We start from the raw sequence: 25,190 nt of genomic DNA on the forward strand, positions 1-25,190 counted from the left end.
AAGCAACGCGATCGTGCGAACCGTCGTCAGTCCTGCGGCCCGGCCGAGGCGAGGCCGGTACGGAACGCGATCGGGGTGTGGCCGGTGCGCAGGTGGAAGTACTTGGTGAAGTTGGTGGCGCTTGTGAAGCCGAGGCGGGCGGCGATCTGGGCGGCGGTGCGGTCGCTGTGCACGAGCAGGCGCTTGGCCTCCAGGATGATGCGCCGGTCGATGAACTCCTTGCCGTTGACGCCGGCCGCGGCCTGGGTGGCGCGGGAGAGCGTGCGGGCGGAGTAGCCCAGCGTGCGGGCGTAGTCGTCGAGCCGGTGGGTGCGGGTGAAGTCGCGCTCGAGGGCGTCCCGGAAGCGCACGTAGACCGTGTCGGGTACGGCCTCGGTGTGCGGCGCGCCGAGGTGGGTCAGTTGCGTGATCAGGACGGCGAGCAGCTGTCGCAGCACGGCCTGGCGCACGTCGAGCGGGAGTGAGCCGGGGTCGGCGAAGACCCCGGCGAGGTGACCGGCGGACGCGGTCAGGCGCCGATGGTCCTCGGCGGAGAAGTCGTACACGGTCGGGCCGGTGTGGGTGGCGTCGATGAACGCGGGCTCGACCAGGATCAGCAGGCCGTCGACGTCGCCGAGGTCGCCCCACTGCTGGACCTGGCCGGGCCGCACCCACAGCCAGGACCCCGGCGTCAGCTCGTACCGGGTGAAGTCGACGGTGTGGTGGAGCGTGCCCCGGTCCAGGGTGAGCAGGTGGTGGAAGGTCGGCCGCTGCGGAGGGCCGAGCAGGTCACCGCCGGTGCGGGAACGCAGATCCCGCAGGCTCATCACCTCGACCGACTGCGGGATCCCGGGCGGTGCGGCGAAATCAAGGTCGCGAATGCCAGGTTGTCGTTTTTTGACCATCACGAGTCGCCACCGTACCCCCTCGGGAGGCTTGTGCGCTCTTAGGTTTTAGCTGCAAGGCCACAACGAGAAGGACGAGGGACCATGAGCGCCAAAGAGACAGTACTGTCAGCAGCAGGCCAGCTTTTCGGGGACAAGGACCCGGCCGCGGTCGACCGCTGGGCGGCGCCGACGTACACACAGCACAGCGCGCTTGCCGCGGACGGACCGGCCGGGCTGAGGGCTCTGGTCGAGAGCCTGCCGGACGGGTTCAGCTACGACCTGCACCGGGTGATCGCCGACGGTGACCTGGTCGCGTTGCACGGCACCTACCACGGCTTCGGGCCGGCGCCGCTCGTCGCGTTCGACGTCTTCCGCGTCGCCGACGGCAAGCTCGCCGAGCACTGGGACGCGCTCAGCCCGGTGGTGGCGACGACGGTGTCCGGCAGGTCGCAGACCGATGGCCCGGTCGAGGTCACCGACCTGGATAAGACCGAGGCCAACCGCGCGCTCGTCACCGGCTTCGTCGAGAACGTGCTCAAGGGCGGCAAGGTCGACATGCTGACCGACTACCTGAGCACCGAGTCCTACGCGCAGCACAACGTGGGCATCGGCGACAACCTCGACGGCCTCGGCGCCGCCCTCACCGCGCTCGCGGAGCAGGGCGTCACCATGGTCTACGACACGGTGCACAAGGTGATCGCCGAGGGCAACTTCGTGCTCACCGTGTCGGAGGGCTCGTTCGGGCCGACCCGGACCGCGTTCTACGACCTCTTCCGGGTCGAGAACGGCAAGATCGTCGAGCACTGGGACCTCACCCCGGAGATCGCCACCGACCTTCCGCACGGCAACGGGCTGTTCTGATCACTGCCATGCGGCTCGACGACTATCGACACCTCGTCGACCTGGACCGGCCGTTCACACCGGCGGCCGGTCCAGCACGCCCGGCGGAGTTCGGCGCGCTTGTCGCGCGGCTCACCGGAGGCCCGGACCGGGAGCGGCTGCGGGCGCTGCTGACAGTCCGCGAGCCCGGGCCGCTGCCGGACGACGCGCATCGCGCTCTTGACGCGCTGCTCGGCGGCGAACGCGCCGGGCGTCCGCACGTCGACGCCCGGGAACTGCCGACCATCGACGGTACGGTGGCGCTCTGGCAGGGCGACATCACCACGCTTCGCGCCGACGCGATCGTGAACGCCGCCAACAGCGCGCTGCTCGGCTGTTTTCAGCCGTCGCACAGGTGCGTCGACAACGTCATCCACGCGGCGGCCGGCCCGCGGCTGCGTGCGGACTGCCACACGATCATGACCGCGCAGGGCACGCCGGAGCCGTCCGGCGGCGCGAAGATCACCCGCGGCTACCACCTGCCGGCCCGGTACGTGCTGCACACTGTCGGCCCGATCGTCGACGGGCCGCTGACTCCCGCGCACGAGGCGGTGCTGGCCTCGTCGTACCGGTCCTGCCTGGATCTGGCCGCGGCCGCCGGGGACATCCGCACTGTCGCGTTCTGCGCGATCAGCACCGGCCTGTTCGGGTTCCCGAAGGCGGCGGCCGCCCGGATCGCGCTCGGCACCACAGCGGCCTGGCTGGCCGCGCACCCCGGCGTGCTCGACCGCGTCGTCTTCGACGTCTTCTCCGCCGATGACCTGGCCGTCTACAAGGAAGCGCTATGAACGACACCACCACAGCAGCAGCGCGGGTACGGCGGTGGATCGCCGAGGCCGACCGGATCGTCATCGGCGCCGGGGCGGGACTGTCCGCGTCCGCCGGATTCGACTACACCGACACCCGCCGGTTCGCGGAACTGTTCCCCGCGCTGCACCGGCGCGGGCTCCGGGCCCGCTACCAGCTGATCGGCACCCGGCTGCCCGCGCCGCTGATGTGGGGATACTGGGCCACGCACGTCGCCGACATCAGGTTCGGGCCCGGACCGCACCCGGTGTACGAACGGCTGCGGGCGCTTGTCGGCGACCGGGAACACGTCGTGCTCTCCAGCAACGTCGACGGCCTGTTCGCCCGCAACGGCTTTGACCCGGAGCGGATCTTCACCCCGCAGGGCGACTACGCCCGGTACCAGTGCGAGGTGCCGTGCACCCGGGAGACCTGGGACAGCCGGCCGATCGTCGAGGCCGCGCTCGCCGCCTACGACCCGGCGACCGGCGAGGTGACCGACCCGGCGGCGATCCCGGCCTGCCCACGCTGCGGCGGCGAGGTGTTCCTCAACGTCCGCAAGGGGCCGGAGTTCATCGTCGACCCGCACCTGGCGGCCGGCCGGCGGATCCAGGACTGGCTGGAGGCGACGCCTGCCGACGCCAAGCTGCTGGTCCTGGACGTCGGCACCGGCTTCAACACCCCGAGCGTCGTGCGCTGGCCGATGGAGCGGGTCGCGCTCGGGTACCCGAACGCCCGCCTGGTCCGGATCAACCTTGAGCACCCCGAGGTGCCTGAGGAACTGGCCGGGCGGGCGATCGGGCTGGCGACCGACGCCGCCACCCTGCTCGAACAGCTCAGCTGAACCGGCTCGCCACCGACGATCGGCTCAGTGGCCGAGGGCGGCCATGTTGGCTTCGTCGTAGCGGTCGCCGGCGGCCGGCGCCAGGGTGTCCAGCCGGGCGAGCTGGTCGCCGGAGAGGCTGATGCCGTCGGCGGCGGCGTTCTCCGCGAGCCGGTCGATGCGTGTGGTGCCGGGGATCGGGACGATGTCGTCGCCCTGGGCGAGCAGCCAGGCGAGGGCGGCCTGCGCGGGCGTGGCCCCGGCCTCGGCGGCGACGGCGCGTACCTCGTCGACGATGCGCATGTTGCGTTCGAGGTTGCCGCCGGCGAAGCGCGGGTTGGTGCGGCGCCAGTCGTCGGCGTCGAGGTCGTCGAGCGTGCGGATGCCGCCGGTGAGGAAGCCACGGCCGAGCGGGGAGTACGGGACGAGGCCCACGCCCAGCTCCCGCAGGACCGGCAGCACCTCGGCCTCGGGGTCACGGACCCACAGCGAGTACTCGGACTGCACCGCGGCGATCGGGTGAACGGCGTGCGCCCGCCGGATCGTCGCTGGCCCGGCCTCGGACAGTCCGATGTAACGGATCTTGCCCTCGGTCACCAGCTCCGCAAGCACGGCGACGGTCTCCTCGATCGGCGTGTCCGGGTCGCCCCGGTGCTGGTAGTAGAGGTCCAGGTGGTCGGTGCCGAGGCGGCGCAGTGAGCCCTCCACGGCCGTCCGGATGCTGGCCGGGGTGCTGTCGGCGCCCGGGCGGCCGGTGTGCGAGACGAGGCCGAACTTGGTGGCGAGTACCACCTCGTCCCGGCGTCCCTTGATGGCGCGGCCGACCAGTTCCTCGTTGACGTAGGGGCCGTACGCCTCGGCGGTGTCGATGTGCGTGACACCGAGATCCAGGGCCCGCTGGATGGTGCGGATCGACTGGTCGTCGCGCTGGCCGGCGCCGGTGTAGAAGGCCGACATGCCCATGGCGCCCAGGCCGATGCGGGAGGTCTTCAGTCCGCCGAGCGAGGTGGTTCTCATCGTGGTGATCCTCTTCTGTGGTAGGCACGACCGCTTTAACTCCCGGTCGGTACAGAACGCTAGCACATCTGGACCGATCGGAAGTAAAGTCGCCTGTGGGGAGAGGAACAGCCCGCCGGCCCGTAATCGAGGAGGATGTCGTCATGAGTGGATCCACAGTGTTCGGCCGTCCCCGGGAGTTCGACGTCGAGGAGGCGCTCGAGCGGGCCATGCAGGTGTTCTGGGCGCGGGGGTACGACGGCACAAGCCTCACGGACCTGACCGGCGCGATGGGGATCACCAAGTCGAGCATGTACGCCGCCTTCGGCAACAAGGAGCAGCTCTTCCGCAAGGCCGTGCAGCGCTACGCCGAAGGGCCGGCCTCCTACGCGACACGCGCCCTGCGGGAGCCCACCGCGCGCGCGGTGGCCGAGGCCTTTCTCCGGGGATCGGTCAGGACGACGACGTCGCCCGGCCGCCCGGCGGGGTGCCTGTCGGTTCAGGGCGCGCTGGCGTTGAGTGAGCAGGGCCGGCCGGCGCACGATGTCCTGGTCGGCTGGCGCATCGACGCGGGCGACCAGCTCGAGGCGCGATTCCGGCGCGCCGTCGAGGAGGGCGACCTACCGCCTGACGCCGACCCGGGACGCCTCGCCCGATACGTCATGACGACGGCGTTCGGCATCGCCGTCCAGGCCGCGAACGGTCTCGGGCCCGACACGCTCGACGAGATCGTCGACACGGCACTGCTCGCCTGGCCGGCGTGACCACCGCGCCTCATCCACGATCGTCGAGCACGTCAGCCGCGAGGTCCGCGACGGACCGAGCTGCTCCCGTGACATCTCCGGCGCGATTTTCGTTCGCTACGGCCCGGTCCTGCCGATCGGGACCGTAGTCGATCAGCGCTCGGGGGAGTGGAGGTGCGCCATGGACTGGGCCTCCGTGCCGGACCGGCCGCCGCCTCACCGTAGCGGCGGGGACATGCGGCAGGTGTACGCCCGCAATCTGCTCGACGCCACCGACGAGGTCATCTACTTCAAGGATCTGCAGAGCAGGTTCGTGTGGCTGAGCAAGGCGTGGGGCGCGCTCACCGGCGGTAAGCCCGAGGAGCTCATCGGGCTCTCGGACTTCGACCTCTACGGGCACGAGCACGCGGCTGAGGCGTACGCTGACGAGCAGCGCATCATCGCCACCGGTGAGCCGGTGGTCAACAAGCAGGAGCACGAGACCTGGCCTGATCGTCCCGACCGGTGGGTCACCAGTACCAAGTTCCCACTTCGTGACGACGACGGCCGGATCATCGGCACGTTCGGCATCTCGCGTGACATCACCCGGCTGGTGGAGGCGGAGCGGGAAGCGACCCGCAACGCGGCTGCCCTGGCGTCGGCGCACGCCGAGATCAGCCGCGTCGAGGCCCAGCTCCGTACCGTCCTGGACACCTCGGCCGACGCCATCGCGCTCTACGACGCCGACCTGCGCTACAGGTACGTGAACACGGCCACCGAACGGCTGCAGGGGCTGCCGAGTCAGGACCTGCTGGGCAGGACCGATCGTGAGCTCGGCGGTGAGCTCGCGGCCCTGCCGAGCTGGGAGGCGGGCCTCGCCGGCGTGCTGGCCACCGGCGACAGCTGCTCGGTGGACTTCTCCTACGGCGCCGGGCCCAAGCGCCGGGACTTCCAGTCGCACATGGCCGCGCACCGGGAGACGGATCAGGGGCCGCCGATCGGCGTGGTGACGTCCACCCGTGAGGTCACCGAGCTGAAACGGACCCAGGACAAACTGGCCTACCAGGCGGTTCATGATCCGGTGACCGGGCTGGCCAACCGGGTGCTGCTGATCGACAGGCTCAATCACGCCCTGGCGCGGATGAAACGTCGTCCCGGGCGGATCGTGCTGTTCTTCATCGACCTGGACCAGTTCAAGGCCATCAACGACACGTACGGCCACGGGGTGGGTGACCACGTGCTCGTGGAGGCGGGCCGGCGGCTCACCTCCCTCTGCCGGCCGAGCGACACGGTGGCGCGTTTCGGCGGAGACGAGTTCGTCGTCGTGCTCGACGATTTCTGCACGGACGACGACGCCCATGCCATCGCCGGCCGAATGGTCAGCAGCCTCAGCGAGCCGTTCATCGACAACGGCCACGAGCTGTTCGTCACCGCGAGCGTGGGATTCGTGGTGACCACCGATCCGTCCGCCATCGCGGAGGACCTCGTCCGTGACGCCGACGCGGCGATGTACCAGGCGAAGGCCCGTGGGCGGAACTGTTACCAGTGCTTCGACCCGCAGCTGCGGGACCGCGCCACCAAGCGGTACACAGTGGAGGCCGATCTGGCGCGGGCGCTTGAGCACCGTCAGCTGCGCCTTGAGTACCAGCCGCTGCTCTCCCTGCATGACCGGTCCGTCGTCGGCGCCGAGGCGCTCATCAGGTGGGATCACCCGGCGCGTGGCGTCGTGCCGCCGACGGAGTTCATCGGCATCGCGGAGGACCGGGGCCTGATCGTCTCAATCGGCACCTGGGTGCTTCACGAGGCCTGCCGCCAGCTGGTCGAATGGTCGGCGCGGCATGACCCGGCCCTGCCACCGCTCACGATGGCGGTCAACGTCTCGAGCCGGCAGCTGTGCGCTCCGGACTTCGCCGCGATCGTCAAGGACGTCCTGGACCGTCATCGGATTGCGCCGGCTCAGCTGTGCCTGGAGCTGACCGAGACGGCGCAGCTGCTCGACATGGCGGAAGCGCGTGATGCCTTGGCCGACCTGTCTCGGCTCGGTGTGCATATCGCCCTGGACGACTTCGGTACCGGATATTCGTCGCTGGCGCATCTGATGCAGTTCCCGGCCAACGTTCTCAAGATCGATAGGAGCTTCGTCAGTCACCTCGAGACCGGGGGCCGGGGCCGCGAGATCGTCGCGGCGGTGACCGCCATGGGGCACGTGCTCGGCATGACAGTGGTCGCCGAAGGCATCGAGACGACCGGCCAGCTCGATCGGCTCATCGCCCTGGGATGCGATCAGGGTCAGGGCTATCTGCTGGGCCGCCCGTTGCGGCCGGAGGCGCTCGCCCACCTGCTCCACCCGCCGCTCTGACCGCAGGGCCGCCGAGGCCTTGGCGCGATCGCAACGACTCGACGTCGCCGCGCCGTACCCGGCGGTTGACGAATCGGAACCTTGTTCCGTATATTTGCGGAGCAAGGTTCCGTTTCTATCGAAGGGCTGGCGACATGAGCATTCTGGTCACCGGAGGCCTGGGCTTCATCGGGTCGCACACCGTGCAGGCGCTGCTGGATCAGGGCGAGCACTGCGTGCTTGTGCAGCGGCGTGCCTCGACGCCGGATCGCACCGGCGACGTCGCTGTGGAGCAGGCCGACATCAGGGACCTCGCCTCACTGCGCGCGGTCGGCGAGCGGCACGACATCACCGGGATCGTGCACCTGGCCGGCTCGATGCCGTGGCCGCCGAACACCGGCGCGCCGGTCGAGGACGCGCGCCTGGCGCTCGGCAGCCTGTTCAACATCATGCAGGTCGCGCAGGACTGGGGCGTGCGACGCGTGGGCGTGGCGAGCACAATCGGGGTGTACCTGTCGAGCGGCCTGACCGAGGGCGCGCTGACCGAGGACATGCCGCTCTCGATGGGCGCCGCGCACCTGATCCCGACGTTCAAGAAGGCGGGTGAGCTGCTCGGCGGCTACCTGGCGGACGCCACCGGCATCGAGGTGGTCAACTACCGCATCTCCGGCACCTGGGGCCCGCGCGGCCACGCCGACCCGTTCTTCGCCGGGCCCGCGCTTGTGCACGCGGCAGCCCGGGGCGTCGCGCCCGACCTGTCCGGCCTGGCCGCCACGCCGTACGCGGAGGATGCGCTCGACCTCTGCTACGTCAAGGACACCGGCCGCGCCATCGCGCTGCTCCACGGTGCGGAGAAGCTCCGTCATGCCACCTACAACGTCGCGTCCGGCCGGGCCACCTCCAACGCCGAGATTATCGCCGCGCTCCGGGCCGTCGTCCCCGACGCCGACATCGACCTGCCCACCGGGCACGCCGGCGCACCCCGTGCCTGGCTCGACATCACCCGCCTACACGAGGACACCGGCTTCACCCCGGAGTACGACACCGCCCGCGCAGCAGCCGACTACCTCGCCTGGCTCCGCGACGGCCACGACGCCTGAGGCCGGTCCGGCGCTGCGTCCCCCATCTCGGCCCTCGGAGGGTCTATGGTCTGCGGCATCGCGTTGCGGGGCCTCCGGCTGTCGTCCCGGCGCGGTCCACCCCGCGCTGTAAGGAAGACCATGCACCCGCGATTCGCCGAGCTCGGCTGGGCACAGACACACATCGGCGAGATCAGCCTGCGTCAGCGCCTCGAACCCACCACAAACACGCGGGTGTACGAGGTGAAGCTCGGCGATGAGTACCTGATGTCAAGCATGTTCACGGTCGCCGAGGAGGAGCTTTCCCGGCTCGCGCTCGCCGCCCTGCCGGATGCCCCGTGTGACGTCGTCGTCGGCGGCCTCGGGCTCGGCTACACCGCCCGTACCGTCCTCACCGACGACCGGGTCCGTTCGCTGATCGTGGTCGAGGCACTCGCCCCGGTGATCGACTGGCACCGCCGCGAGCTGCTGCCCGACGCCCGCACGCTCACCTCCGACCCGCGCACCACGCTCCTGGAGGGTGACTTCTTCGCGCTGCTGCGGGACGGCACGGGCTTCGACCCCTCGACGCCGGGCCGTACCTTCGACGCGATCCTTGTCGACATCGACCACTCGCCGGTCAACGTCCTGGACCCCGCCCACGCCGATCTCTACACCGGCGAGGGCCTGCAGCGGGTCAGTGACCGTCTGCGCCCGGGTGGCGTGTTCGGCCTGTGGTCCGACGACGCCCCCGAGGAGTCCTTCCTGTCCCTGCTCCGGCAGGGGTTCGCCACCGCGACCGCGCACGTGGTGCCGTTCGCCAACCCGCTGACCACCGGCCGGTCCGCAAACACCGTTTATGTCGCGAGCAAGGCCGGATGACGCCGTAGCCGGCCGGCCGGGAGACGGGTCATCGGCGGTGGAGGGTGTAGCCGGCGTGGTGGAGGGTGTCGCCGGTGAAGTCGCCGAAGGCCCAGAAGCCGAGGTCGTCGCGGTAGGTGATGCGGGTGCCGTCGATCCAGAAGGAGCCCTGGTAGGCGTGCGGGCGGCCACCGCGGGTCTCGTCGTAGCGGCCGTCGGCGGTCAGCTCCTGGTGCAGGAACCCCGTCTCGTCGATCCACATCCCGAGGTACGGGCTGTCCTTCGGGTCCGGCAGGGTGGACGCCACCTCGTCGGGCGCCGGAACCAGGCGGCGGCCGTTGATCGCGGTGATCCGGCCGTCGACGATGATCGCGGCGGTGCGGCCGGGGTCCACGGCGTCGTCCGTGACGACCAGGAACGTGGCCGGGGCGCCCGGGGCGAGCGTGGCGGGGTGCGGGCGCAGACCGGCGGCGGCGACGCCGTCGAGGACCGCGGGCACGATGGTGAGGCCGGTGCAGTCGACGACGATCATGTCGTCGTCCTCCGCGGCGGTGTGCAGGCCGGGGCCGACACCGACCACGACCGCGCCGCCGACCAGCAGGTCCGCGTCGGGTAGTTCACCGATTATCGGATCGAGCGTGCGGATCGTGGCGTGTGCGAACAGCAGCGGGCGGTGTGACGACGCGGCGATCGTCGTCAGCACGGTCTCGTCGAGGCGTTCCATGAGGCAGCTCCTGGGCGTCGGGTGGTTTCCTCGACTCTGCGTCGTGCGGCTGCCCGCTATCCAGGGCGCGCTCCACCCTGGATGGCTGCCCGTGCTCACCGCGCCTCGTACGTTCTCCAGGGTGATCGGTAGGTGGTCAGGGCAGCGGGGACGGGGCGGCCGGATCGAGAAGGAGTTCCGTCACGTCGACGACGTCGCTGATGTCGAAGCCGGTGGCGGCGACGCCGAGCAGCTCGCCGGTCGATGAGCTGGTGACCTGGGTTGGTCTGGGCCGGCGTCCAGCACCGTCGACCATCCCGCCTCGTCGAGGTCGTCGAGGTCGTCGAGGTCGTCGACGTCGTCGACGTCGTGGAGCAGCCGGAGCCGGAGCGGAACGGCATCGGCTTCGGCTTCGGCGGGTCCATGATCAGACGGCGAACAGCAGGGCCGCGCTGATCAGAACGACGACGGCGGTGGCAAGGTGGACGCCGAAGGCGACGGCTTTCGTGCCGCCGTGGCGCAGCACGATCACCATGTCGCCGAGCGGGATCAGGGCGACGGCGAGCATGAACCAGGCGCCCGCCTGGGCTCCGACGAAGGTCAGCAGCGCCAGGCCCACGACGCCGGAGGTAATGTCCCGTACGCCCTTGACGGCCAGGTAGGCGGCATCGCCGTCGGGCTTGGCAGGTACGCCGTAGCCTGCCGCCGCGGTGTTCGGGGCGAGTATGAAGCGGGCGCCGATGACGATGATGAAAACGTCGAGGAATGCAGAGAGTCCGTAGGCCAGAACAGCGAGCATCGGTGATCCTTTCGATGTTTCCTAGCACTGCTAGAAACAAATTCGACACTAGCAATCCGGTGACAGGTTTTCTAGCCCCGCTAGCATTGCTGTCATGTCTGCCCAGGAACGCCGTGAGCGGGAACGTGCACTCCGCGAGCGACTGATCATCACGACGGCCCGAGACCTCGCCGAGGCGGAGGGGTGGGACGCGGTGACCACCCGGCGGCTGGCCGAGCTGATCGAGTACAGCCAGCCGGTGCTCTACAGCCACTTCAAGGGCAAGGACGCCATCATGGCCGCGGTCGCGGTGGAGGGCTTCGCCGAGATCGCCACCCACCTGCACGGGGCGCGGGACGGGGCTTCCACCCCCCAGGCGGCACTGGCCGCGGTCGTCTCGGCCTACGCCGACTTCGCCGAGCGGCGCCCGGCGCTGTACGACGCCATGTTCGTCCGCACCGTGGGTCTGCGGTTCGACCACCCGGAGACGCCCGTGGCATTGCGGGACGCGTTCGGCGCCCTCCGCGGAGCCTTGCAGCCGTTCGCCGGCCCCCACGACCTCGACGACCTCACCGAGCTGCTCTGGTCCGGTCTGCACGGACTTGTCACCCTGACGGGAGGTGGCCGCCTGCCAGGCGAGCGGCACGAACGACGCCTCGCCTTGCTCGCCGCCCAGTTCGCCGGCCGCGCCGTGTCATAGGTACGTCGATAGTGTCATAAATCCTGATATCGGACCCGACGTGCGTCTGCCGGTGTGCCCTCCTGCCGAAACTGCGGAATCAGCAGGAGGAGGAGAGCGTGCCGCATCGTAAACGCCCCGGCCGGCCCGCGCGCCGCATCGCCGTGGCGGCGCCCGCCGTACCGGAGCCCGCACCCGGTGCCGTGGCCCCGCCCGGGAGGTTGTCACACCGGTGGGTCGTGGCTGTCACGGTCATCGCGACAGCCGTCGCCGCCTCCGCGGGCGTCTTCGCGGCGTGGGAGGGCCGTGACAACGTCGTGAGCACGTACACGATGGTCCTCAGCCTGATCGGCGTCGGGCTGGCCGTGGCACAGCACTCCACCGCCGCGCGCAGACACACCCAAGGATCACTTCGGCAGGTGGGGCATCTGCTTGTCGCCGCCATGGTGGTCGCCACCTGCTACGCCACCTGGGTGGTCTCGCAACGCCCGGTGATCCGGATCGGGGTGAGCATGCCGTTCCTCGCGGAGGATCCGCAGGATGCCCTGGCGGTGCTCAACGGCGTCAAGCTCGCCGTGAATGCCGAGAGTGATCTCGGCATCGGCCCGCACGACATCGAACTCGTCCCGTTCGACGACTCGAACATCGGCGGCGGGATCACTCTCATGTCCGCGGACGGCACGGCCGACCTCAGGTCCGGCGGCAGTCTCGGCACGTTGCTCGCGGACCCGCGGCTCGTGGGGATCGTCGGGCCGTTCCACAGCGACACCGCGCTCGACGAGATCTCCGAGGTCTCGGCGGCCGGCGTGCCGATGATCAGCCCGTCGACCACGCTGAACTGCCTGACCGCCCGGGGCGAGACTTGCGAACGGCTCGCCACCGTGCCACCGGACAGCACCTTCTTCCGCATGGCGGTCCAGGACGAGGTGCGGGTGACCGAGCTCGTCGCCCAGCTGTCCGGCATGAAGCCGGCACCGGCGGGTGGCACGCGGCGGGTCATCGTCGCCTCCGACGGATCGAGCTTCGGTAACGGGTTCGCGGCGACCTTCACGACGAAGTGGAAGAAGGAACATCCCGGGGACGAACTTGAGAATGTGAGCGCGGACCGGGCCGTCGGGTTGGTCCGCGAGCGCTCCGATGCTCCTGCGCTGATTCTCTACTGCGGCACCGGAGTCAAAGGCGTCTCGTTGTACCGGGCGATGTGGCAGCAGCCGTGGGCCGCGAAGACGATTTTCGCGGGCCCGGCCACCCTGATGAACGTGGGATTCAGCGATCCTGCGCGCACCGACGGCGAGCTGTACGCGATCGCGCCCGTGCCGCACGACCCGGCCAATCCGTACCGGAGCGATTTTGAAGCCTCCTACCAGGTCAAGTCCGGGGGCAAGGACGCGACGCCGTACTCGGCGGCCGCCTTCGACGCGACCCGGGCGCTGATCATCGCGATTCGTGCGGCGGTGCGTAACGGTGCCCGGCCGGCGGTGGCAAGCATCGGCCCGTTCGTCGCGGCGGCCGGGGCCAACCTGCGCAGGCGGATCACGGCGAATCTGCGCACACTCAACATTTCCAATCCCGGCTACCAGACACCGACGACCGCCCGGTTCACCTTCGACGCGCGGGGTGACGTCGTCTACGACAGCGACCGTCGGACGGCGACCTACCGCTATGAGTCGCCCGGTGTGTGGCGGATCGTCACGGCCATCCCCGCCGGGCCGCGCTGACATGGTGGACAAGCCGCCCCGCCCGCGCCGCGGTTGATGGGTGGGGGCCGGGTTCGTAGCGGCTAGACAAGCACGCTGCCGCCGTCCACGAGCGTTACGTTTCCGGTGATGTAGTCCTGGTCGAGCAGGGCGACGTAGGCCTTGGCCACGTCGTCCGGCTCGGCGACCCGGCCCAGCAGCGTGGCGCCGCCGGCCCGGTCGAGGAACTCCGGGGGAGTGTCCGACCACAGTGGAGTGCGCACGATCCCGGGCGCCACCACGTTGACGCGGACCGGCGCGAGTTCGGCGGCAAGCGAGCGGGCGGCCGTGATGACCGCGCCGCCGACCGTGGAGCCGAGCAGCCGGCCCGCGCCGCCGTGGAACGCGGCCGCGCCCGCGGTGAGCGTCACCGAGCCGGTGCCGCTGAGCGTGGGCAGCGCGAGGCGGACCGCGTCAAGCGCGCGGAACAGCCGCACGTCGAAGAAGTCGCGGGCCACTGCCGGGTCGTAGTCCGCGATCAGGCCGCGGGCGAGCGCGTCGCCGGCCGTGTAGACGAGGTGGTCGAACGCGCCCACCCCGGCGAAGAACGCCGCTAGAGACGCGGACGAGGTGACGTCCACCGGCGCACCGGAGGCGTGGGCGGGCAGCGCGCCGAGCGCCCGCTTCACTGACTCTTCCGCGCGCGAGCCCACGATCACCTGCGCGCCGGTGGCCGCCGCAGCCTGGGCGACGGCGAGGCCGATTCCGCTTGTGCCGCCGATGACGACGACCCGGGAGGAGGACGAGAGAGGCACGATGTGTTCCTTTCGACGGAGTCGCTGCTCAGTGTTCGGCGCACCGGCGCATCCCGTCCAAGACCAGTCAGGTCCCAACAGATGCCGGATCGGCATGAGTGGAGAACGCCAGCAGTTCCCGCAGCACGGCGGAGCGCCGGCGCGCCTCGACGACCAGGCAGAACTCGGCGTCGGGCAGATCCGTCACCGGGACGAACGCCAGGTCCGGCCGCCGGTAGTAACGCGTCACCGACTCCGGCACGATCACGACGCCGCGCCCGGCGGCCACGTTCTCGAACTTCTCCTCGACCGACAACGACGACGGACCGGAAAAAGACGGAAAAATCCACTCTGGTACGGCTTCAGCCGGCTGCAGCAACTCCTCCCCGGCGAGGTCCGCCAGCCGCACCCCGCCCGGCGTCGCAAGCGGGTGCCCGGCCGGCAGCGCCACCACCCGCGGCTCCGCGTAGAGGTCGACCACTGTCAGCCCGTCCTCGTCGAACGGGCGTTGCGCGTACACCGCGTCGAACCTGCCCTCGCGAAGCGCGGTGATCTGCTCGTGCCAGGAGGCCCGGCACACCTCCACCCGCAGCCCCGGGAACCGCTCCTCCAGGTGCCGTACCACAGGCGTCAGCACCATTCCCGGCATGAACCCGATCGTCACCCGCCGCCCCTCCCGGTCGGCGAGCCGGAGTCGCTGCTGCAGCACGTCCGCGGCGTGCAGCAGCGCACGGGCCTCGTCGCGAAGCAGCTCACCGGCGGGCGCCAGCCGGGTCCCGGCCCGCGAGCGCACGAACAGCCGCACCCCAAGCTCCCGCTCCAGCGCGGAGATCGACCGGCTCAGCGCGGGCTGCGCGACGTGAAGCAGTTCGGCGGCCCGCCCGTAGTTCAGCTCGTCCGCCAGGGTCAGGAAGTACCGCAAGCGCCGCAGGTTCAGGTCACCCATACCGCAGATTCAACCAGCCGGAACGGCGTGACCTCGCCGGACGGAATGTGATTGACATATTCCGATCCCACCGCTGGGGTGGGTTCCGTGACGATCGAGAAGACACAGTGGACGGCGACGACCGCGCGGACGGCAGGTGCGCTCGCCGCGATGGGCGCCGGGGCGTTCTGCTTCGTGGCGATGGAGACGCTTCCGGTCGGGCTGTTGCCGCTGATCGCCGGCCACTACCGGGTCTCGCTTCCGGACGCGGGCCTGCTCGTCACCGGGTACGGGCTGACCGTCGCCGTCGTGTCGGTGCCGCTGGCGTGGCTTTTCCGGGCCGTACCCCGGCGGCTGTTGCTCTCGGTTCTTCTCGCCGTTTTCGCTGCGGCGACTGTCGCGTCCGCGCTCGCGCCGACCTACCCGCTGCTTCTCGGCGCGCGCGTCGTGGTCGCGCTGAGCCAGTCGGTGTTCTGGGCGGTGGTCGGGCCGGCCGCGGCGGGCCTGGTCTCCGCCGAGATGCGGGGCCGCGCCGCCTCGATCGTGTTCGGCGGATCCGCGCTCGCCCCGATGCTCGGCGTCCCGGCCGGAACCTGGCTTGGGCAGACGGCCGGCTGGCAGACCGCGTTCTACGCGCTGGCCGCACTCGGGCTGATCGCGTTCGTCCTGGTGGCCGCGCTGATGCCGGCCAGCCCGCCACGCACCGGAGCGGCGGCCGCCGGTGCCCTACCAAGCGCCCGCCGCTATCGCGCGCTCACCGCGATGACGGTGCTGTCGGTCGGCGGCCTGTTCGCCGCGTTCACGTTCACCACGCCGTTCCTGACCGAGATCACCGGCCTGGACGATGTCGCGATCGGCCCGGTGCTGCTGCTGCGCGGCCTGACCGGCCTGGCCGGCGTGATCGCCTGCGGCCTGCTTGTCGACCGCCGCCCGGACCTTGTCATGATCGGATCGACAGCGCTGCAGGCCGCCTCACTACTCGGCATGTGGGCGCTCGCCGGTTCCCCTGTCGCGGTCGTCGCCTGTACCGCAGTCTCCGGGTTCGCGCTCGGCACGATCGGCCCGGCGTTGACCGCCCGGGTGCTCGTGGTCGCCCCGCGAAGCGTGGACATGGCCGCCGCCACCAACTCGGCCGCGTTCAACCTCGGCATCGCGGGCGGCTCATATCTCGGCGGCGCGGTCCTCACCCTGGCCGGCCTGCGCCCGACCGCGCTTGTCGGAGGCCTGGTCGTGCTGTCGGCCCTGGCCCTGGCGATCGCCGACCCCGTGCTCGCCGCAGCCGACGCCGCCCCGGAAGCGCCGGCTGCCGCCCGTTGACCGGACCGACAGTGCGCGGGCCGGCGACCACAACGGCCGGGTCAGGGCGGTTCGCGCTTTTACGGCCGAGGCGGCCCGACGCTCGGCGTGGGCCGGCGCGTGGCCGCCCCGGGTGGGACGGCCACGCGCCGGTGTCGTCAGCTTCCGGCCGGGGTCCTGCGGTCGCGGACCGCGCCTGCGATCGCGTCGACCGCGACGAACACGGCAAGCGTGATGCCGAGCAGCGGCAGCGCCCAGCCGATCGCGAAGATGACCAGGATGCCGACGACGACCGCCCAGGCGGGTACCGTCCGCCAGTCGACCCGGGCCGGGGCGGTGCCGACCGGCGCGCGGCGGGCATCGCGGGTGGGACGGCGCTGCCACCACATGCGGTAGCCCCAGAAGATGACGCACAGCAGGCCGATCGCGAGCGCGGCAAGCACGATCTGGTTGACCACGCCGAACAGCAGGCCCATGTGGGCGTTGATGCCCCAGCTGGTGAGCTTCGCGGTGAACGGCCAGTCGGCGAAGTCGACCCTGTCCACGACCGTGCCGGAGGTGGTGTCGACGGCGACGCTGTCAAGCCGTTCCGGCCACTGGTTGTCGGCCTGGCTGACCTTCCACGCGGTGGTCGCGTCGGCCGGTGGCACGATGGAGACCGGCCCGTCCAGGCCGTTGTCCCGGGCGACGGTGAGCGCGGTGTCGATGCCGTCCGGGTCGCCGCCGGTGGCGGGCGCGGTGCCGCCGCCGTGGTGGCCGCCGTTCTCGCCGGCCGGGGCGGAGGTGAGCGCGGTCGACACGTACGGCGTCTCGCCCTTGATCTGCGCGATCAGCAGCCCGAAGTTCGCACCCGCGTAGTTGGACCAGGTCAGGCCGGTCGCGGAGAGGCCGAGCAGGCCGACGAGCAGCCAGGCGCCGACCGCGCCGTGCCAGCCGCGGGTGCGCCGGACGCCCTTCTTCGCCGAGAGCTCGGGGGCGAGCATCTTGCGGACGCTGCGGCGGCGGCGCCACCAGAGCACGATGCCGCCGAGCGCGATCACCCACAGCCAGCTCGCGGCGAGCTCGGAGTAGAGGTTGCCGACCGCGCCGAGGTGCAGGTCGCGGTGTAGCACGTCGAGCCAGGACTGCAGCGGCGTCCAGCCGAACTGGGTGGTCAGCTGCCCGGTCACCGTTCCGGTGTACGGGTCGACGTAGACCGTGTGCACCTTCTCCTCGGCGGCCAGCTCCGGCATCGCGAAGTCGACGTGGGTGGTCCATTCGCCGCCCTTGACCCGTACCCCGGTGATGGTGCCTTCGGGGTGTGCCGCGCGGGCGGCGGCGACCTGCTGCGAGATCGGCACGGTCTCACCGCCGGCGTCGTCGACGAGCAACTCCTGCGCGTAGACGATCCGGTCGAGCGTCGGTGTCGACACGAACAGCAGGCCTGTGGTCGCGGCGACGACAAGGAACGGCGCGACCAGGACACCGGCGTAGAAGTGCAGGCGGAGCAGCAGCGCGCCGAACGCGGAGGCGCGGCGGGGCTCGGGCGGTGAGGTACGGGCCGCTGGTGCGACCGGGTCTGTGGTGACGGACATCTGCAGGATCCTCGGTGTCGGCGGCGCGTGGGCGCCTGGGTCGGCAACGCGAGGTGTCCGCATCGACGGCAACCTCTGGCGCAGTAGTCGTCTGTGCACCCGGGAAAGTTCCCGCGACTTTCCGGGCCGCCGCCGTGAGGAGGCGGCCCTCGAACGTCTACAGACATTCGCTGCGGTACGTGCCGGCCAGGACAGTCAGAGGACGATGACGGTCTTGCCGTGCAGCGCGCCGCCGGCCGCCTGGGCGTGCACGGCCGGCAGTTGCGCGAGCGGAACCCGCTGCGCTACGTCGATGCGCAGCTCGCCGGCGTCGACAAGCGCGGCCAGGTGCGTCAGCTGGGCCGCGTCACTGCGGACGAACAGGTCGATGCCGCGTACGCCGCGCCGCTCGTCACCCGGCGCGGGCATCCACACCGTGGTGTTGACCAGGACGCCGTTGTCCCGGATCAGGCCGACAAGTCCCGCCAGCTGGGCCGGCTCGACAGGTGCGAGGTTGAGCACCACGTCGACCTGGGTGGCGAGCGTGGTGACGGCCGTGGTGGTGTGGTCGATGATCTCGTCGGCGCCCGCGGCCTTGACCGTGTCGATGCTGCGCGGGCCGGCCGTGGCGATCACGTACGCGCCGGCGTTCGAGGCCAACTGCACGGCGTACCCGCCGACCGCCCCGCCCGCGCCGTTGATCAGCACGCGCTGGCCCGCCGTGAGCTTCGCGTGGTCGAACAGCGCCTGCCACGCGGTGAGGCCCACGGCCGGCAGTGCCGCGGCGTCGGCAAGCGCGACTGTGGTGGGCGCCGGCGCGAGGATGCCGGCCGGAGCCACGACGTACTCCGCCGCCGCGCCGTCGCCGGTCATCGGCAGGAACCCGATCACCTGGTCGCCGACCTCGACGCCGGTCACGCCCTCGCCGAGCGCGGCTACCGTGCCGGACACGTCGAGGCCGGGGGTGTGCGGCAGCGCCACCGGGATCGGGCCCTGCATGAAGCCGGCGCGGATGTTGCCGTCGACGCCGTTGAACGACGTGCCGGCGACCTGGATCAGCACCTCTCCGGCGCCGGGGGTGGGCTGTGCGGCGTCCTCGTGACGAAGGACGCTCGGCTCGCCGTACTCGTGGAAACGCACTGCCTTCATTGTCGGCTCCTCGACGTGTTGTGCTTCGATTTCGAAGCAATATGACTGGAGCGTGCTTCGAGTTCGAAGCAATAGTGAGCTGGCCGACAGTGGTGAGGCGGTGGCTGGCAGCCGCAGTTTCTCCTCGCTCGGCGAGCCGGGGGCGGCCGTGAGCACCAGCGGGATCTGGCGCGGCTGCCCGGCGGTGGACGGCCACCGCTCCTGCTGTCCGCCGGCAGCGACCGCTCAGCCGGCGAATTGCCCGCTCGGTCGGCGGATTGCCCGCTCAGTCGGCGAACGGGGCCGCGAACAGTATTTCGTCGATCGCGGGCAGGCCGAAGCCCGGCACGTGACGCCGGCCGACCTCGGAGAAGTAGTGCATCAGTACGCCGGCCGGTTTTTCCGCACAGAGCGCCATCATCGTGTCCAGCGCGTCCTTCTTGAAGCCGAGCCGCGGGAACGCATCAAGCACCGCGGCAGCGGCGCCGTCCGGCAGCGCGTCCAGGCCCACACCCGCGAAGTCGAGCCCGGACCCGAGCGCCACGATCGCTATCTCCGGCCGCTTGCGCCGATCAGGATGCGGGTGGTGGCGGTGGCGGCGACGGCCAGCGCGATCGTGCACTCCACCGTCGGCATCGGGGCCGCCAGGTGGTCGCCGTGCCAGACGCTGTCGAGGCCGGCGTTCTCGGCGTGCCGGGCGGCGGTGGCGAGGTCGAGGCCGTCGCGGTGCTGGACCGGGAGCGACGGGAGGATGACGCCGATTTTCACGCGACCAGCACCACCTTGCCGCGGCCGTGCCCGGTCTCCACCTCGCGGTGCGCGTCCGCGGCCCGGGCCATCGGGTACGTCCGGCGGACGGGGAAGCGCAGGTCACCGGCTGTGTAGAGCGCGACGAGAGAGGCGAGGCGGGCGGCGGAGCGCAGGTCGGAGGTGGTACGGATGCCGAGTGCGGCCGCGCGCCCGTGTTCGACGAGCGTGAGGATCCGGGACCGGTCGGGGCACAGCTCGAGGGACAGGTCGAGTGCCTCGCCGCCCGCGCCGTCGAGCACCAGGTCGGCGCCGCCGGGTAGCAGCGCCCGGAGGCGGCCGGCCAGGCCGGGGCCGTAGACGACCGGCTCGACACCCAGATCGCGAAGATAGTCCTGGTTCGCGGCGCTCGCCGTACCCACGACGCGGTTGTTGGATCTGAGTGCGAGTTGGGCGGCGACCGCGCCGACGTTTCCGGCGGCGCCGTGTATGAGCAGTGTTTCGGCGGTGGAGAGCCGGAGCAGTTCGAGTGCGATGTCGGCGACCTGGGCGGCGCCGCTGAAGCCGCCGGCGACCTCCCACGGCATGCCGGCCGGTTTGGCGGTCAGCTGCGTGGCCGGCACCACCGTGAACTCGGCGGCGGACCGGCCGGTGCGGAAGCCGAGCACCTCCTGGCCCGCGCTGATCCCGTCGACGCCGGGGCCGGTGCGGTCGACAACGCCGGCGAACTCGTTGCCGGGGACGCCGGGCAGCGTGATCGTCATCCACGGCGGGGTGAGGCCGCCGCGGATGGCGCAGTCGATCGGTTGCACGCCCGCGGCCCTGATCCGCACCCGGACCTCGCCGGGGCCGGGCTCGGGGGTGTCGATCTCGCCCCATTCGAGCACGTCGGGACCGCCGGTGCGCCGGTACAGTGCCGCCTTCATCCGCCTGCCTCCCCGTGGATCACACCGGAAGTGTCCGCGCTCAACCGAGGTTGAGGTCAAGGCCGGTTCTTGGTGATTCTGTGTAGTCTTGCGCGAACGCTGAGCTGTACGCAGGGAAGGAGCCAGTCATGGCGCTGCTGCGCCGTAAGGATCCGCTGTGGGCACGCGTCCTGCTGATCGCCGGCGTCGCGCTGACCGTCCTGAGCGGGGGCACGCTTGTCGCGGCGCAGACGCTGATCAGCCAGGCGACCGGTTCGATCACCCAGACCAGCCTGATCGGTGAGGACGGCGCCGAGGGCGGCAACGACATCGACGGCGCGGTGAACCTGCTGCTCGTCGGCATCGACGCACGGAAGGGTGAGAAGGAGTTCCGCTCCGACACGATCATCATTCTGCACGTGCCGGCCAGTCACGATCAGGCCTATCTGATCTCGATCCCGCGGGACTGGGTGGTCGACATCCCGGCGAGTCCGAAGCTCGACTTCGACGGCTCGACCGAGAAGATCAACGCGGCGTTCTTCTACGGCTCCCGGCTGGACGGCACCGATCTGGAGAAGCGGGCCCGGGGCATGGAGCTGCTCTCCAGCACGCTCCGGAAGGAGACCGGGATCCAGTTCAACGGCGGCGCGATCATCGACTTCGGCGGGTTCAGCAGCATCATCCACGCGCTCGGCGGGGTGGACATGTGCGTCGACGAGGAGGCCGCGTCGAGCCACATCGGCGTCAACGACGAGGGCCACCTCTACCAGGGGTACTTCGACGACGCGACCGAGTCGCTTGTCGGCCTGCCGCCGGGGTACCGGCCGTTCGTGCACAAGGTCGGCTGCCGGCTGATGAACGCGACAGAGGCGCTCGACTACGCGCGCATCCGGAAGAGCTTCGACAACGGCGACTACGGGCGGCAGCGGCACCAGCAGCAGCTGATCAAGGCGATCGCGAAGAAGGCCACCTCGTCCGGCGTGCTGACCGACTTCGGCAAGCTCAAGGGCCTGATGGACGCGGCCGGTGAGGCGCTCACGCTCGACACCCGCGGCACGGATCTGACCGATTTCATCTTCACGCTCAAGGGCGTCGCGGCAAACGACCTGATGCTGATCAAGACGAACGCCGGCGCGCTGAACACGGTCCGGGCGCCTGATGGCTCCGAGGCCGAGGAGCTGACCGCCGAGTCGCTGCAGATGATCAAGGCGGCGAACGACGGCACGCTCGGCACGTTCCTGATCGAGCACCCGCAGTTCATCGCCCGTTCGACCTGACCGAGGAGGACGCCATCGAGGTCCGGACATGCGGTCGCGCGCCGGCCTGTGTCGGGACTGTTGCCAGCTGATTACCGGCGCGGTAGGTTCTCCTGCATCGACAATCCTCACTTGATCGAGGGGGTTCGCATGTCCGTGCCGCTCAGCCGCCGTGCCATCCTGACCGCAGGCTCAGGCGTGGTCGCCGGCCTGGCCCTGCCCGGTACCGCGTCCGCCCTCCCCGGCGGGGACCGCGCCGTCGGCTTCGTGCTCGACGCCCGCGTGCTCGACGGCGGTGAACAGGTCGTCTCGCTCACGCTCGGCACCGCCCGGCTCGGCCGCATCGACCCGGCCTCCGTCACGCCCGGCACGTTCGGCGTGCACGTCACCGCGACCAGCCCGATCCCCGGCGCGGCCGGCTACGACCTCGACCGCACAGTCACCGCGGCCCGCCTCGACCGGCGCGGCGACCTCGTGCTCGAACTCGCCCACGGCGAGGGCGTCCCCGGCGGCAGCACGCTCGGATGGCTGTCCAGCGGCGGGCGCAACGTCCGCCTCGACCTCGCCTACACGATCACCCAGCACGCCCCGGTCACGCTGCGCGGCGGCCGGCCGCTCACCATCGCGCGCTTCACCCAGGGCCCCCTGGCCAACCCGGAGGTCGACGCGTTCAGCTATCACGCGTCCGCCTCCGGCCTGAAGTACCGGCTGTTCACGCCGCACCAGGCGGCCAGCCGGCGCCCGCTGATCGTCTGGCTGCACGGCGGCGGCGAGGGCGCGTCCCTGCCGAACGGCTACTACGACAACGAGACCACGCTGCGGGCCAACCGGGGCGCGCTCGGCTTCGCCACCCCCGAGGCCCAGAAGATCTTCTCCGGTGCGTACGTCGTGGCCCCGCAGAGCACCTCGTTCTGGATGGAGGACGGCCCCCGCTTCGCCCCTCTCATCCACGAGGTCATCGCCGAGGTCTCCCGCAGTCACCGCGTCGACCCGTCACGCATCTACGTCGCGGGCTGCAGCAACGGCGGCTACATGAGCCTCAAGATGACCACTGTCTACCCGGGCCTGTTCGCCGCCTCGATCCCGGTCTGCGGCGTCGTCATGCCGTTGGGCGGCGGCACCACGCCGCTGATCACCGACGCGGAGCTGGCCGCGATCAGCACCCCCACCTGGCTCGTCACTTCCCTGGACGACACCACAGTGCCCCCGCAGCCCAACACCGTCCACGCCGCGAGCCTCATCCCCGGCGCCGAGCTGACCCTCTACGACCAGGTTGTCTGGAACGGCTACCGTTTCCCCGGCCACTGGTCCTGGATCTACCTGGCCCGCAACGACAAACCGTTCTGGCAGTGGATGTCCCGCCAGCGCCGCTGACATCCGGTCTGCCAGGTTCGCATGAGGAGACCTATGACGCCGCTGGCAGCACGACATGGTGGAGGGCTCCGGCCGTGGCGCTGGCCGCTGGGCGGTCTGGCGGCAAGGGCCGTGGGCACCTGGGCGCCGGCCACTCGGTCACGCTGATCTCGCGTAGTTCGCTTGCGATCCTGCGACACCAGGCCGGTGAGCCGACAGCCGTGTCCGACCTCGCCGTGGTCGCCGACGACATGGAGCGTGCCCTCGGCCCGGCCGACCCGACCACAGTCGGCACCCGCAAGCTGCTCAGCAGCTGGGAGACGATCCACTAGAAGCGGGCGCCTACGCCGCCTGGGAGTCGAGGTGGAGCTTGCGCAGCCGGCGGATGGCCTCCAGGGCCCGCTGCCCGTCCAGCGCCTGCACCGCGAGCACCGTCACCACCTCGTTCGTGACCAGGTCAAGCGTCGCCCACGGGGCACCGTGGCGGTAGCGGACCGCGCGGACCGCGGACCAGGGCACGTCGAACTCGCGGACCAGATTCTGCACGTGGACCCCGGCCGCGTCGGCGTCGATGCGGACGCGCAGGGGCAGGAGGAGGGGAAGGGCCAGGAGCGGGCCGAGCGCGATGAGCGCCCAGGAGTCGGACTCGAACGTCTGGCCGCCGTTTGCGGTCATCGTGCCGGACAGGTTCAGCCCGGAGACGACGATGACCCAGCAGACCAGGATCGCGATCACGAGGGCGGCGACGCGCATGGCGCGCGGGCGGAACGCGCGCAGCGGGGCGGGCGTGGCGGTGGTCATCGGGGGCGGTCCTCTCGTCGGTGCACCGGCTGACGATACTCGCGTCAACTGTTTGTCCAGTGGGGCTGTCTAGGGTCTGGCCGATCACCCCGACACCCAGGAGTCACCGATGAGCAGTCCGAGCAGGTTCACCGCGCACGGCATCCGGTTTGCCGAGGAGATCCGCGGGGCGTTCCGCAGTGGCGACGGCGACGCCGTGCTGCGGATGGCCGAGGCCGAGGTGGCGCGCGCCCGTGCGGCAGGCGACCCGGCCGGTGAGGTCGAGGCGATCTACGCGATGTCCCGCCTCGCGCTGCGCGCCGGGGACCTGTCCCGGGGCGGGGAGCTGGCCGCCGCCGCGCTCGAGGTCGCGCTGCGCTCCGGCGACCGGCGCCTGGAGGACCGCCCCCGGCACGTGCTGGCCGCGGTCGCCCGGATGTCCGGCGAGTACCTGATGGCCCGCGAACTCTACCTGGCCAGCATCGCGCTGAACGAGGAGCTGGGCAAGCCGGAGACGGTCAACTCCGAGTACCACAACCTGGCCTTCACCGAGCTGCACCTGGGCAACCTCGACCGCGCCCGGGAACTCTTCGCCGAGGGCCGGGTGCGGGTGTTCCGCGAGGGCTACCGGTCCTTCGTCCCCTACCTGGGCGTCGCCGCGACCGCGCTCGCCGCCGCCGAGGGTGACCACGCGCGCGCCGCCACGATGATCGGCTTCACGGACGCCGCGTTCGCCGCGCTCCACCAGGTCCCCGACCCCGACGACGCCGAAGAGCTGGCCACCGCCCGTACCGCCGCGATCTCCGCTCTCGGTCCTGACACCTTCGACGCGGCCCACGCGGCCGGCGCGGCCCTCGACGCCACCACAGCCTTCGGCCGCACCTGGCGCAACTGATCAAGATCAAAATCAAGCCTCATGGGTACGGCCGGAGCTTCCACCGCCCGGCCGTGCCCAATGCCACGTAGCTTATTTTGATCTTGATAGTGGGTGAAAGCGGAATGTGGCGGGTCCGGCGTGGCGGGTTCGTTGCGTCGTTGTGGCCGATACACGGTGTGGCGGCAGCGGTTGACGGCGCGGGGGCAGGTCCGGTGCCGGCGTCGGGGGTTGAGTTTTCGGGTGATCTGGGCCTGGATGGCGGTGAGTTGCCAGGGAGCCTCCCTTCCGGTGCCGCCGCCGGTCGCGTAGACCCCGCCACGGCGCCCAGCCGCCTGACTATGTATGCGAAATCAACGTTATAAGGACACCAAAACGTTGATGACGCATACATCGTCGACGGCCGTGTGCGCG

General features: G+C 70.8%; 27 protein-coding genes. 14 read left to right on the forward strand and 13 right to left on the reverse strand.

All coding sequences use genetic code 11. From position 1 onward, the window contains the following. Positions 1–26: 26 nt before the first annotated feature. Entirely contained in the window at positions 27–806 is a 780-nt protein-coding gene (locus tag ACIA8K_RS32895; protein ID WP_396066371.1) for a helix-turn-helix domain-containing protein, read from the reverse strand. 162 nt (positions 807–968) lie between these two features. Here ACIA8K_RS32895 and ACIA8K_RS32900 point away from each other — a divergent pair, with 162 nt between their 5' ends. From ACIA8K_RS32900 to ACIA8K_RS32910, 3 genes are read left to right on the forward strand one after another with little or no spacing between them, the layout of a single operon-like run. After that, entirely contained in the window at positions 969–1,727 is a 759-nt protein-coding gene (locus ACIA8K_RS32900) for a nuclear transport factor 2 family protein (protein ID WP_396066373.1), read from the forward strand. Between the two features lie 8 nt (positions 1,728–1,735). Continuing rightward, entirely contained in the window at positions 1,736–2,533 is a 798-nt protein-coding gene (locus tag ACIA8K_RS32905) for a protein-ADP-ribose hydrolase (protein ID WP_396066375.1), read from the forward strand. Beyond that, complete coding sequence (locus tag ACIA8K_RS32910; protein ID WP_396066377.1) at positions 2,530–3,375, forward strand: NAD-dependent protein deacetylase of SIR2 family; 846 nt, start codon at positions 2,530–2,532, stop codon at positions 3,373–3,375. Before ACIA8K_RS32905 ends, ACIA8K_RS32910 begins: the two co-directional genes overlap by 4 nt. A 24-nt stretch (positions 3,376–3,399) precedes the next feature. Here ACIA8K_RS32910 and ACIA8K_RS32915 read toward each other — a convergent pair whose 3' ends face one another. After that, positions 3,400–4,371, reverse strand: coding sequence for an aldo/keto reductase (locus tag ACIA8K_RS32915; protein ID WP_396066379.1), 972 nt, complete (start codon positions 4,369–4,371; stop codon positions 3,400–3,402). A 143-nt stretch (positions 4,372–4,514) separates the two neighbouring features. Here ACIA8K_RS32915 and ACIA8K_RS32920 point away from each other — a divergent pair, with 143 nt between their 5' ends. From ACIA8K_RS32920 to ACIA8K_RS32935, 4 genes are all read left to right on the forward strand, one after another. Then, complete coding sequence (locus ACIA8K_RS32920; protein WP_396066381.1) at positions 4,515–5,114, forward strand: TetR/AcrR family transcriptional regulator; 600 nt, start codon at positions 4,515–4,517, stop codon at positions 5,112–5,114. A 214-nt stretch (positions 5,115–5,328) separates the two neighbouring features. Then, positions 5,329–7,431, forward strand: coding sequence for an EAL domain-containing protein (locus ACIA8K_RS32925; protein ID WP_396066383.1), 2,103 nt, complete (start codon positions 5,329–5,331; stop codon positions 7,429–7,431). A gap of 134 nt (positions 7,432–7,565) precedes the next feature. Further along, entirely contained in the window at positions 7,566–8,510 is a 945-nt protein-coding gene (locus ACIA8K_RS32930) for an NAD-dependent epimerase/dehydratase family protein (RefSeq protein WP_396066385.1), read from the forward strand. 120 nt (positions 8,511–8,630) lie between these two features. After that, the gene (locus ACIA8K_RS32935) at positions 8,631–9,350 is read left to right on the forward strand and encodes a spermidine synthase (RefSeq protein WP_396066387.1); all 720 of its coding nucleotides are present in this window, start codon (positions 8,631–8,633) and stop codon (positions 9,348–9,350) included. A gap of 28 nt (positions 9,351–9,378) precedes the next feature. On the opposite strand, the gene ACIA8K_RS32940 is transcribed toward ACIA8K_RS32935, so the two are convergent. The 3 genes from ACIA8K_RS32940 to ACIA8K_RS32950 all read right to left on the reverse strand — a co-directional run bounded on the left by ACIA8K_RS32940 (position 9,379) and on the right by ACIA8K_RS32950 (position 10,831). Further along, complete coding sequence (locus ACIA8K_RS32940) at positions 9,379–10,053, reverse strand: Atu4866 domain-containing protein (RefSeq protein WP_396066389.1); 675 nt, start codon at positions 10,051–10,053, stop codon at positions 9,379–9,381. A gap of 136 nt (positions 10,054–10,189) precedes the next feature. Further along, a complete protein-coding gene (locus ACIA8K_RS32945) occupies positions 10,190–10,348 on the reverse strand; it encodes a hypothetical protein (protein ID WP_396066391.1) in 159 nt (52 codons plus the stop codon). Between the two features lie 111 nt (positions 10,349–10,459). Beyond that, positions 10,460–10,831 carry a DUF4267 domain-containing protein gene (locus ACIA8K_RS32950; protein ID WP_396066393.1) on the reverse strand — a complete coding sequence of 124 codons (372 nt, stop codon included), beginning with the start codon at positions 10,829–10,831 and terminating at the stop codon, positions 10,460–10,462. A gap of 94 nt (positions 10,832–10,925) precedes the next feature. Here ACIA8K_RS32950 and ACIA8K_RS32955 point away from each other — a divergent pair, with 94 nt between their 5' ends. Next, positions 10,926–11,510, forward strand: a complete 585-nt coding sequence (locus ACIA8K_RS32955; RefSeq protein ID WP_396066395.1) for a TetR/AcrR family transcriptional regulator — start codon at positions 10,926–10,928, stop codon at positions 11,508–11,510. A gap of 218 nt (positions 11,511–11,728) precedes the next feature. Next, positions 11,729–13,207 (forward strand): hypothetical protein, encoded by a 1,479-nt coding sequence (locus tag ACIA8K_RS32960; RefSeq protein ID WP_396066397.1) that lies wholly within the window; start codon positions 11,729–11,731, stop codon positions 13,205–13,207. A gap of 62 nt (positions 13,208–13,269) precedes the next feature. Here the strand turns inward: ACIA8K_RS32960 and ACIA8K_RS32965 are convergent, their stop codons facing one another. Then, positions 13,270–13,980, reverse strand: a complete 711-nt coding sequence (locus ACIA8K_RS32965; RefSeq protein ID WP_396066399.1) for an SDR family oxidoreductase — start codon at positions 13,978–13,980, stop codon at positions 13,270–13,272. 67 nt (positions 13,981–14,047) lie between these two features. Then, positions 14,048–14,905 (reverse strand): LysR family transcriptional regulator, encoded by an 858-nt coding sequence (locus ACIA8K_RS32970; protein WP_396066401.1) that lies wholly within the window; start codon positions 14,903–14,905, stop codon positions 14,048–14,050. 87 nt (positions 14,906–14,992) lie between these two features. On the opposite strand from ACIA8K_RS32970, the gene ACIA8K_RS32975 reads away from it, so the two are divergent. Further along, the gene (locus ACIA8K_RS32975; protein ID WP_396066403.1) at positions 14,993–16,201 is read left to right on the forward strand and encodes an MFS transporter; all 1,209 of its coding nucleotides are present in this window, start codon (positions 14,993–14,995) and stop codon (positions 16,199–16,201) included. Positions 16,202–16,338: 137 nt separating this feature from the next. Here the strand turns inward: ACIA8K_RS32975 and ACIA8K_RS32980 are convergent, their stop codons facing one another. The 5 genes from ACIA8K_RS32980 to ACIA8K_RS33000 all read right to left on the reverse strand — a co-directional run bounded on the left by ACIA8K_RS32980 (position 16,339) and on the right by ACIA8K_RS33000 (position 20,534). Continuing rightward, the gene (locus ACIA8K_RS32980; protein ID WP_396066405.1) at positions 16,339–17,754 is read right to left on the reverse strand and encodes a PepSY-associated TM helix domain-containing protein; all 1,416 of its coding nucleotides are present in this window, start codon (positions 17,752–17,754) and stop codon (positions 16,339–16,341) included. Positions 17,755–17,949: 195 nt separating this feature from the next. Continuing rightward, positions 17,950–18,882 (reverse strand): NADP-dependent oxidoreductase, encoded by a 933-nt coding sequence (locus ACIA8K_RS32985; RefSeq protein WP_396066407.1) that lies wholly within the window; start codon positions 18,880–18,882, stop codon positions 17,950–17,952. Between the two features lie 265 nt (positions 18,883–19,147). After that, positions 19,148–19,405 (reverse strand): hypothetical protein, encoded by a 258-nt coding sequence (locus ACIA8K_RS32990; RefSeq protein WP_396066409.1) that lies wholly within the window; start codon positions 19,403–19,405, stop codon positions 19,148–19,150. 5 nt (positions 19,406–19,410) lie between these two features. Further along, entirely contained in the window at positions 19,411–19,629 is a 219-nt protein-coding gene (locus tag ACIA8K_RS32995; protein WP_396066411.1) for an LLM class flavin-dependent oxidoreductase, read from the reverse strand. Next, positions 19,626–20,534 carry an NADP-dependent oxidoreductase gene (locus ACIA8K_RS33000; protein ID WP_396066412.1) on the reverse strand — a complete coding sequence of 303 codons (909 nt, stop codon included), beginning with the start codon at positions 20,532–20,534 and terminating at the stop codon, positions 19,626–19,628. Before ACIA8K_RS33000 ends, ACIA8K_RS32995 begins: the two co-directional genes overlap by 4 nt. Before the next feature lie 128 nt (positions 20,535–20,662). Here ACIA8K_RS33000 and ACIA8K_RS33005 point away from each other — a divergent pair, with 128 nt between their 5' ends. The 3 genes from ACIA8K_RS33005 to ACIA8K_RS33015 all read left to right on the forward strand — a co-directional run bounded on the left by ACIA8K_RS33005 (position 20,663) and on the right by ACIA8K_RS33015 (position 23,454). Continuing rightward, positions 20,663–21,790 (forward strand): LCP family protein, encoded by a 1,128-nt coding sequence (locus ACIA8K_RS33005; protein ID WP_396066413.1) that lies wholly within the window; start codon positions 20,663–20,665, stop codon positions 21,788–21,790. Between the two features lie 129 nt (positions 21,791–21,919). Then, positions 21,920–23,143, forward strand: a complete 1,224-nt coding sequence (locus ACIA8K_RS33010) for a prolyl oligopeptidase family serine peptidase (RefSeq protein ID WP_396066415.1) — start codon at positions 21,920–21,922, stop codon at positions 23,141–23,143. Positions 23,144–23,217: 74 nt separating this feature from the next. Then, positions 23,218–23,454 (forward strand): hypothetical protein, encoded by a 237-nt coding sequence (locus ACIA8K_RS33015; RefSeq protein ID WP_396066417.1) that lies wholly within the window; start codon positions 23,218–23,220, stop codon positions 23,452–23,454. A 10-nt stretch (positions 23,455–23,464) separates the two neighbouring features. On the opposite strand, the gene ACIA8K_RS33020 is transcribed toward ACIA8K_RS33015, so the two are convergent. Then, the gene (locus ACIA8K_RS33020; RefSeq protein ID WP_396066419.1) at positions 23,465–23,923 is read right to left on the reverse strand and encodes a PH domain-containing protein; all 459 of its coding nucleotides are present in this window, start codon (positions 23,921–23,923) and stop codon (positions 23,465–23,467) included. Between the two features lie 109 nt (positions 23,924–24,032). Here ACIA8K_RS33020 and ACIA8K_RS33025 point away from each other — a divergent pair, with 109 nt between their 5' ends. Further along, positions 24,033–24,797, forward strand: a complete 765-nt coding sequence (locus ACIA8K_RS33025) for a tetratricopeptide repeat protein (RefSeq protein ID WP_396066421.1) — start codon at positions 24,033–24,035, stop codon at positions 24,795–24,797. Positions 24,798–25,190: the final 393 nt, after the last annotated feature.

The organism is Catenuloplanes sp. NPDC051500 (assembly GCF_044454585.1).
Lineage (GTDB): Bacteria > Actinomycetota > Actinomycetes > Mycobacteriales > Micromonosporaceae > Catenuloplanes.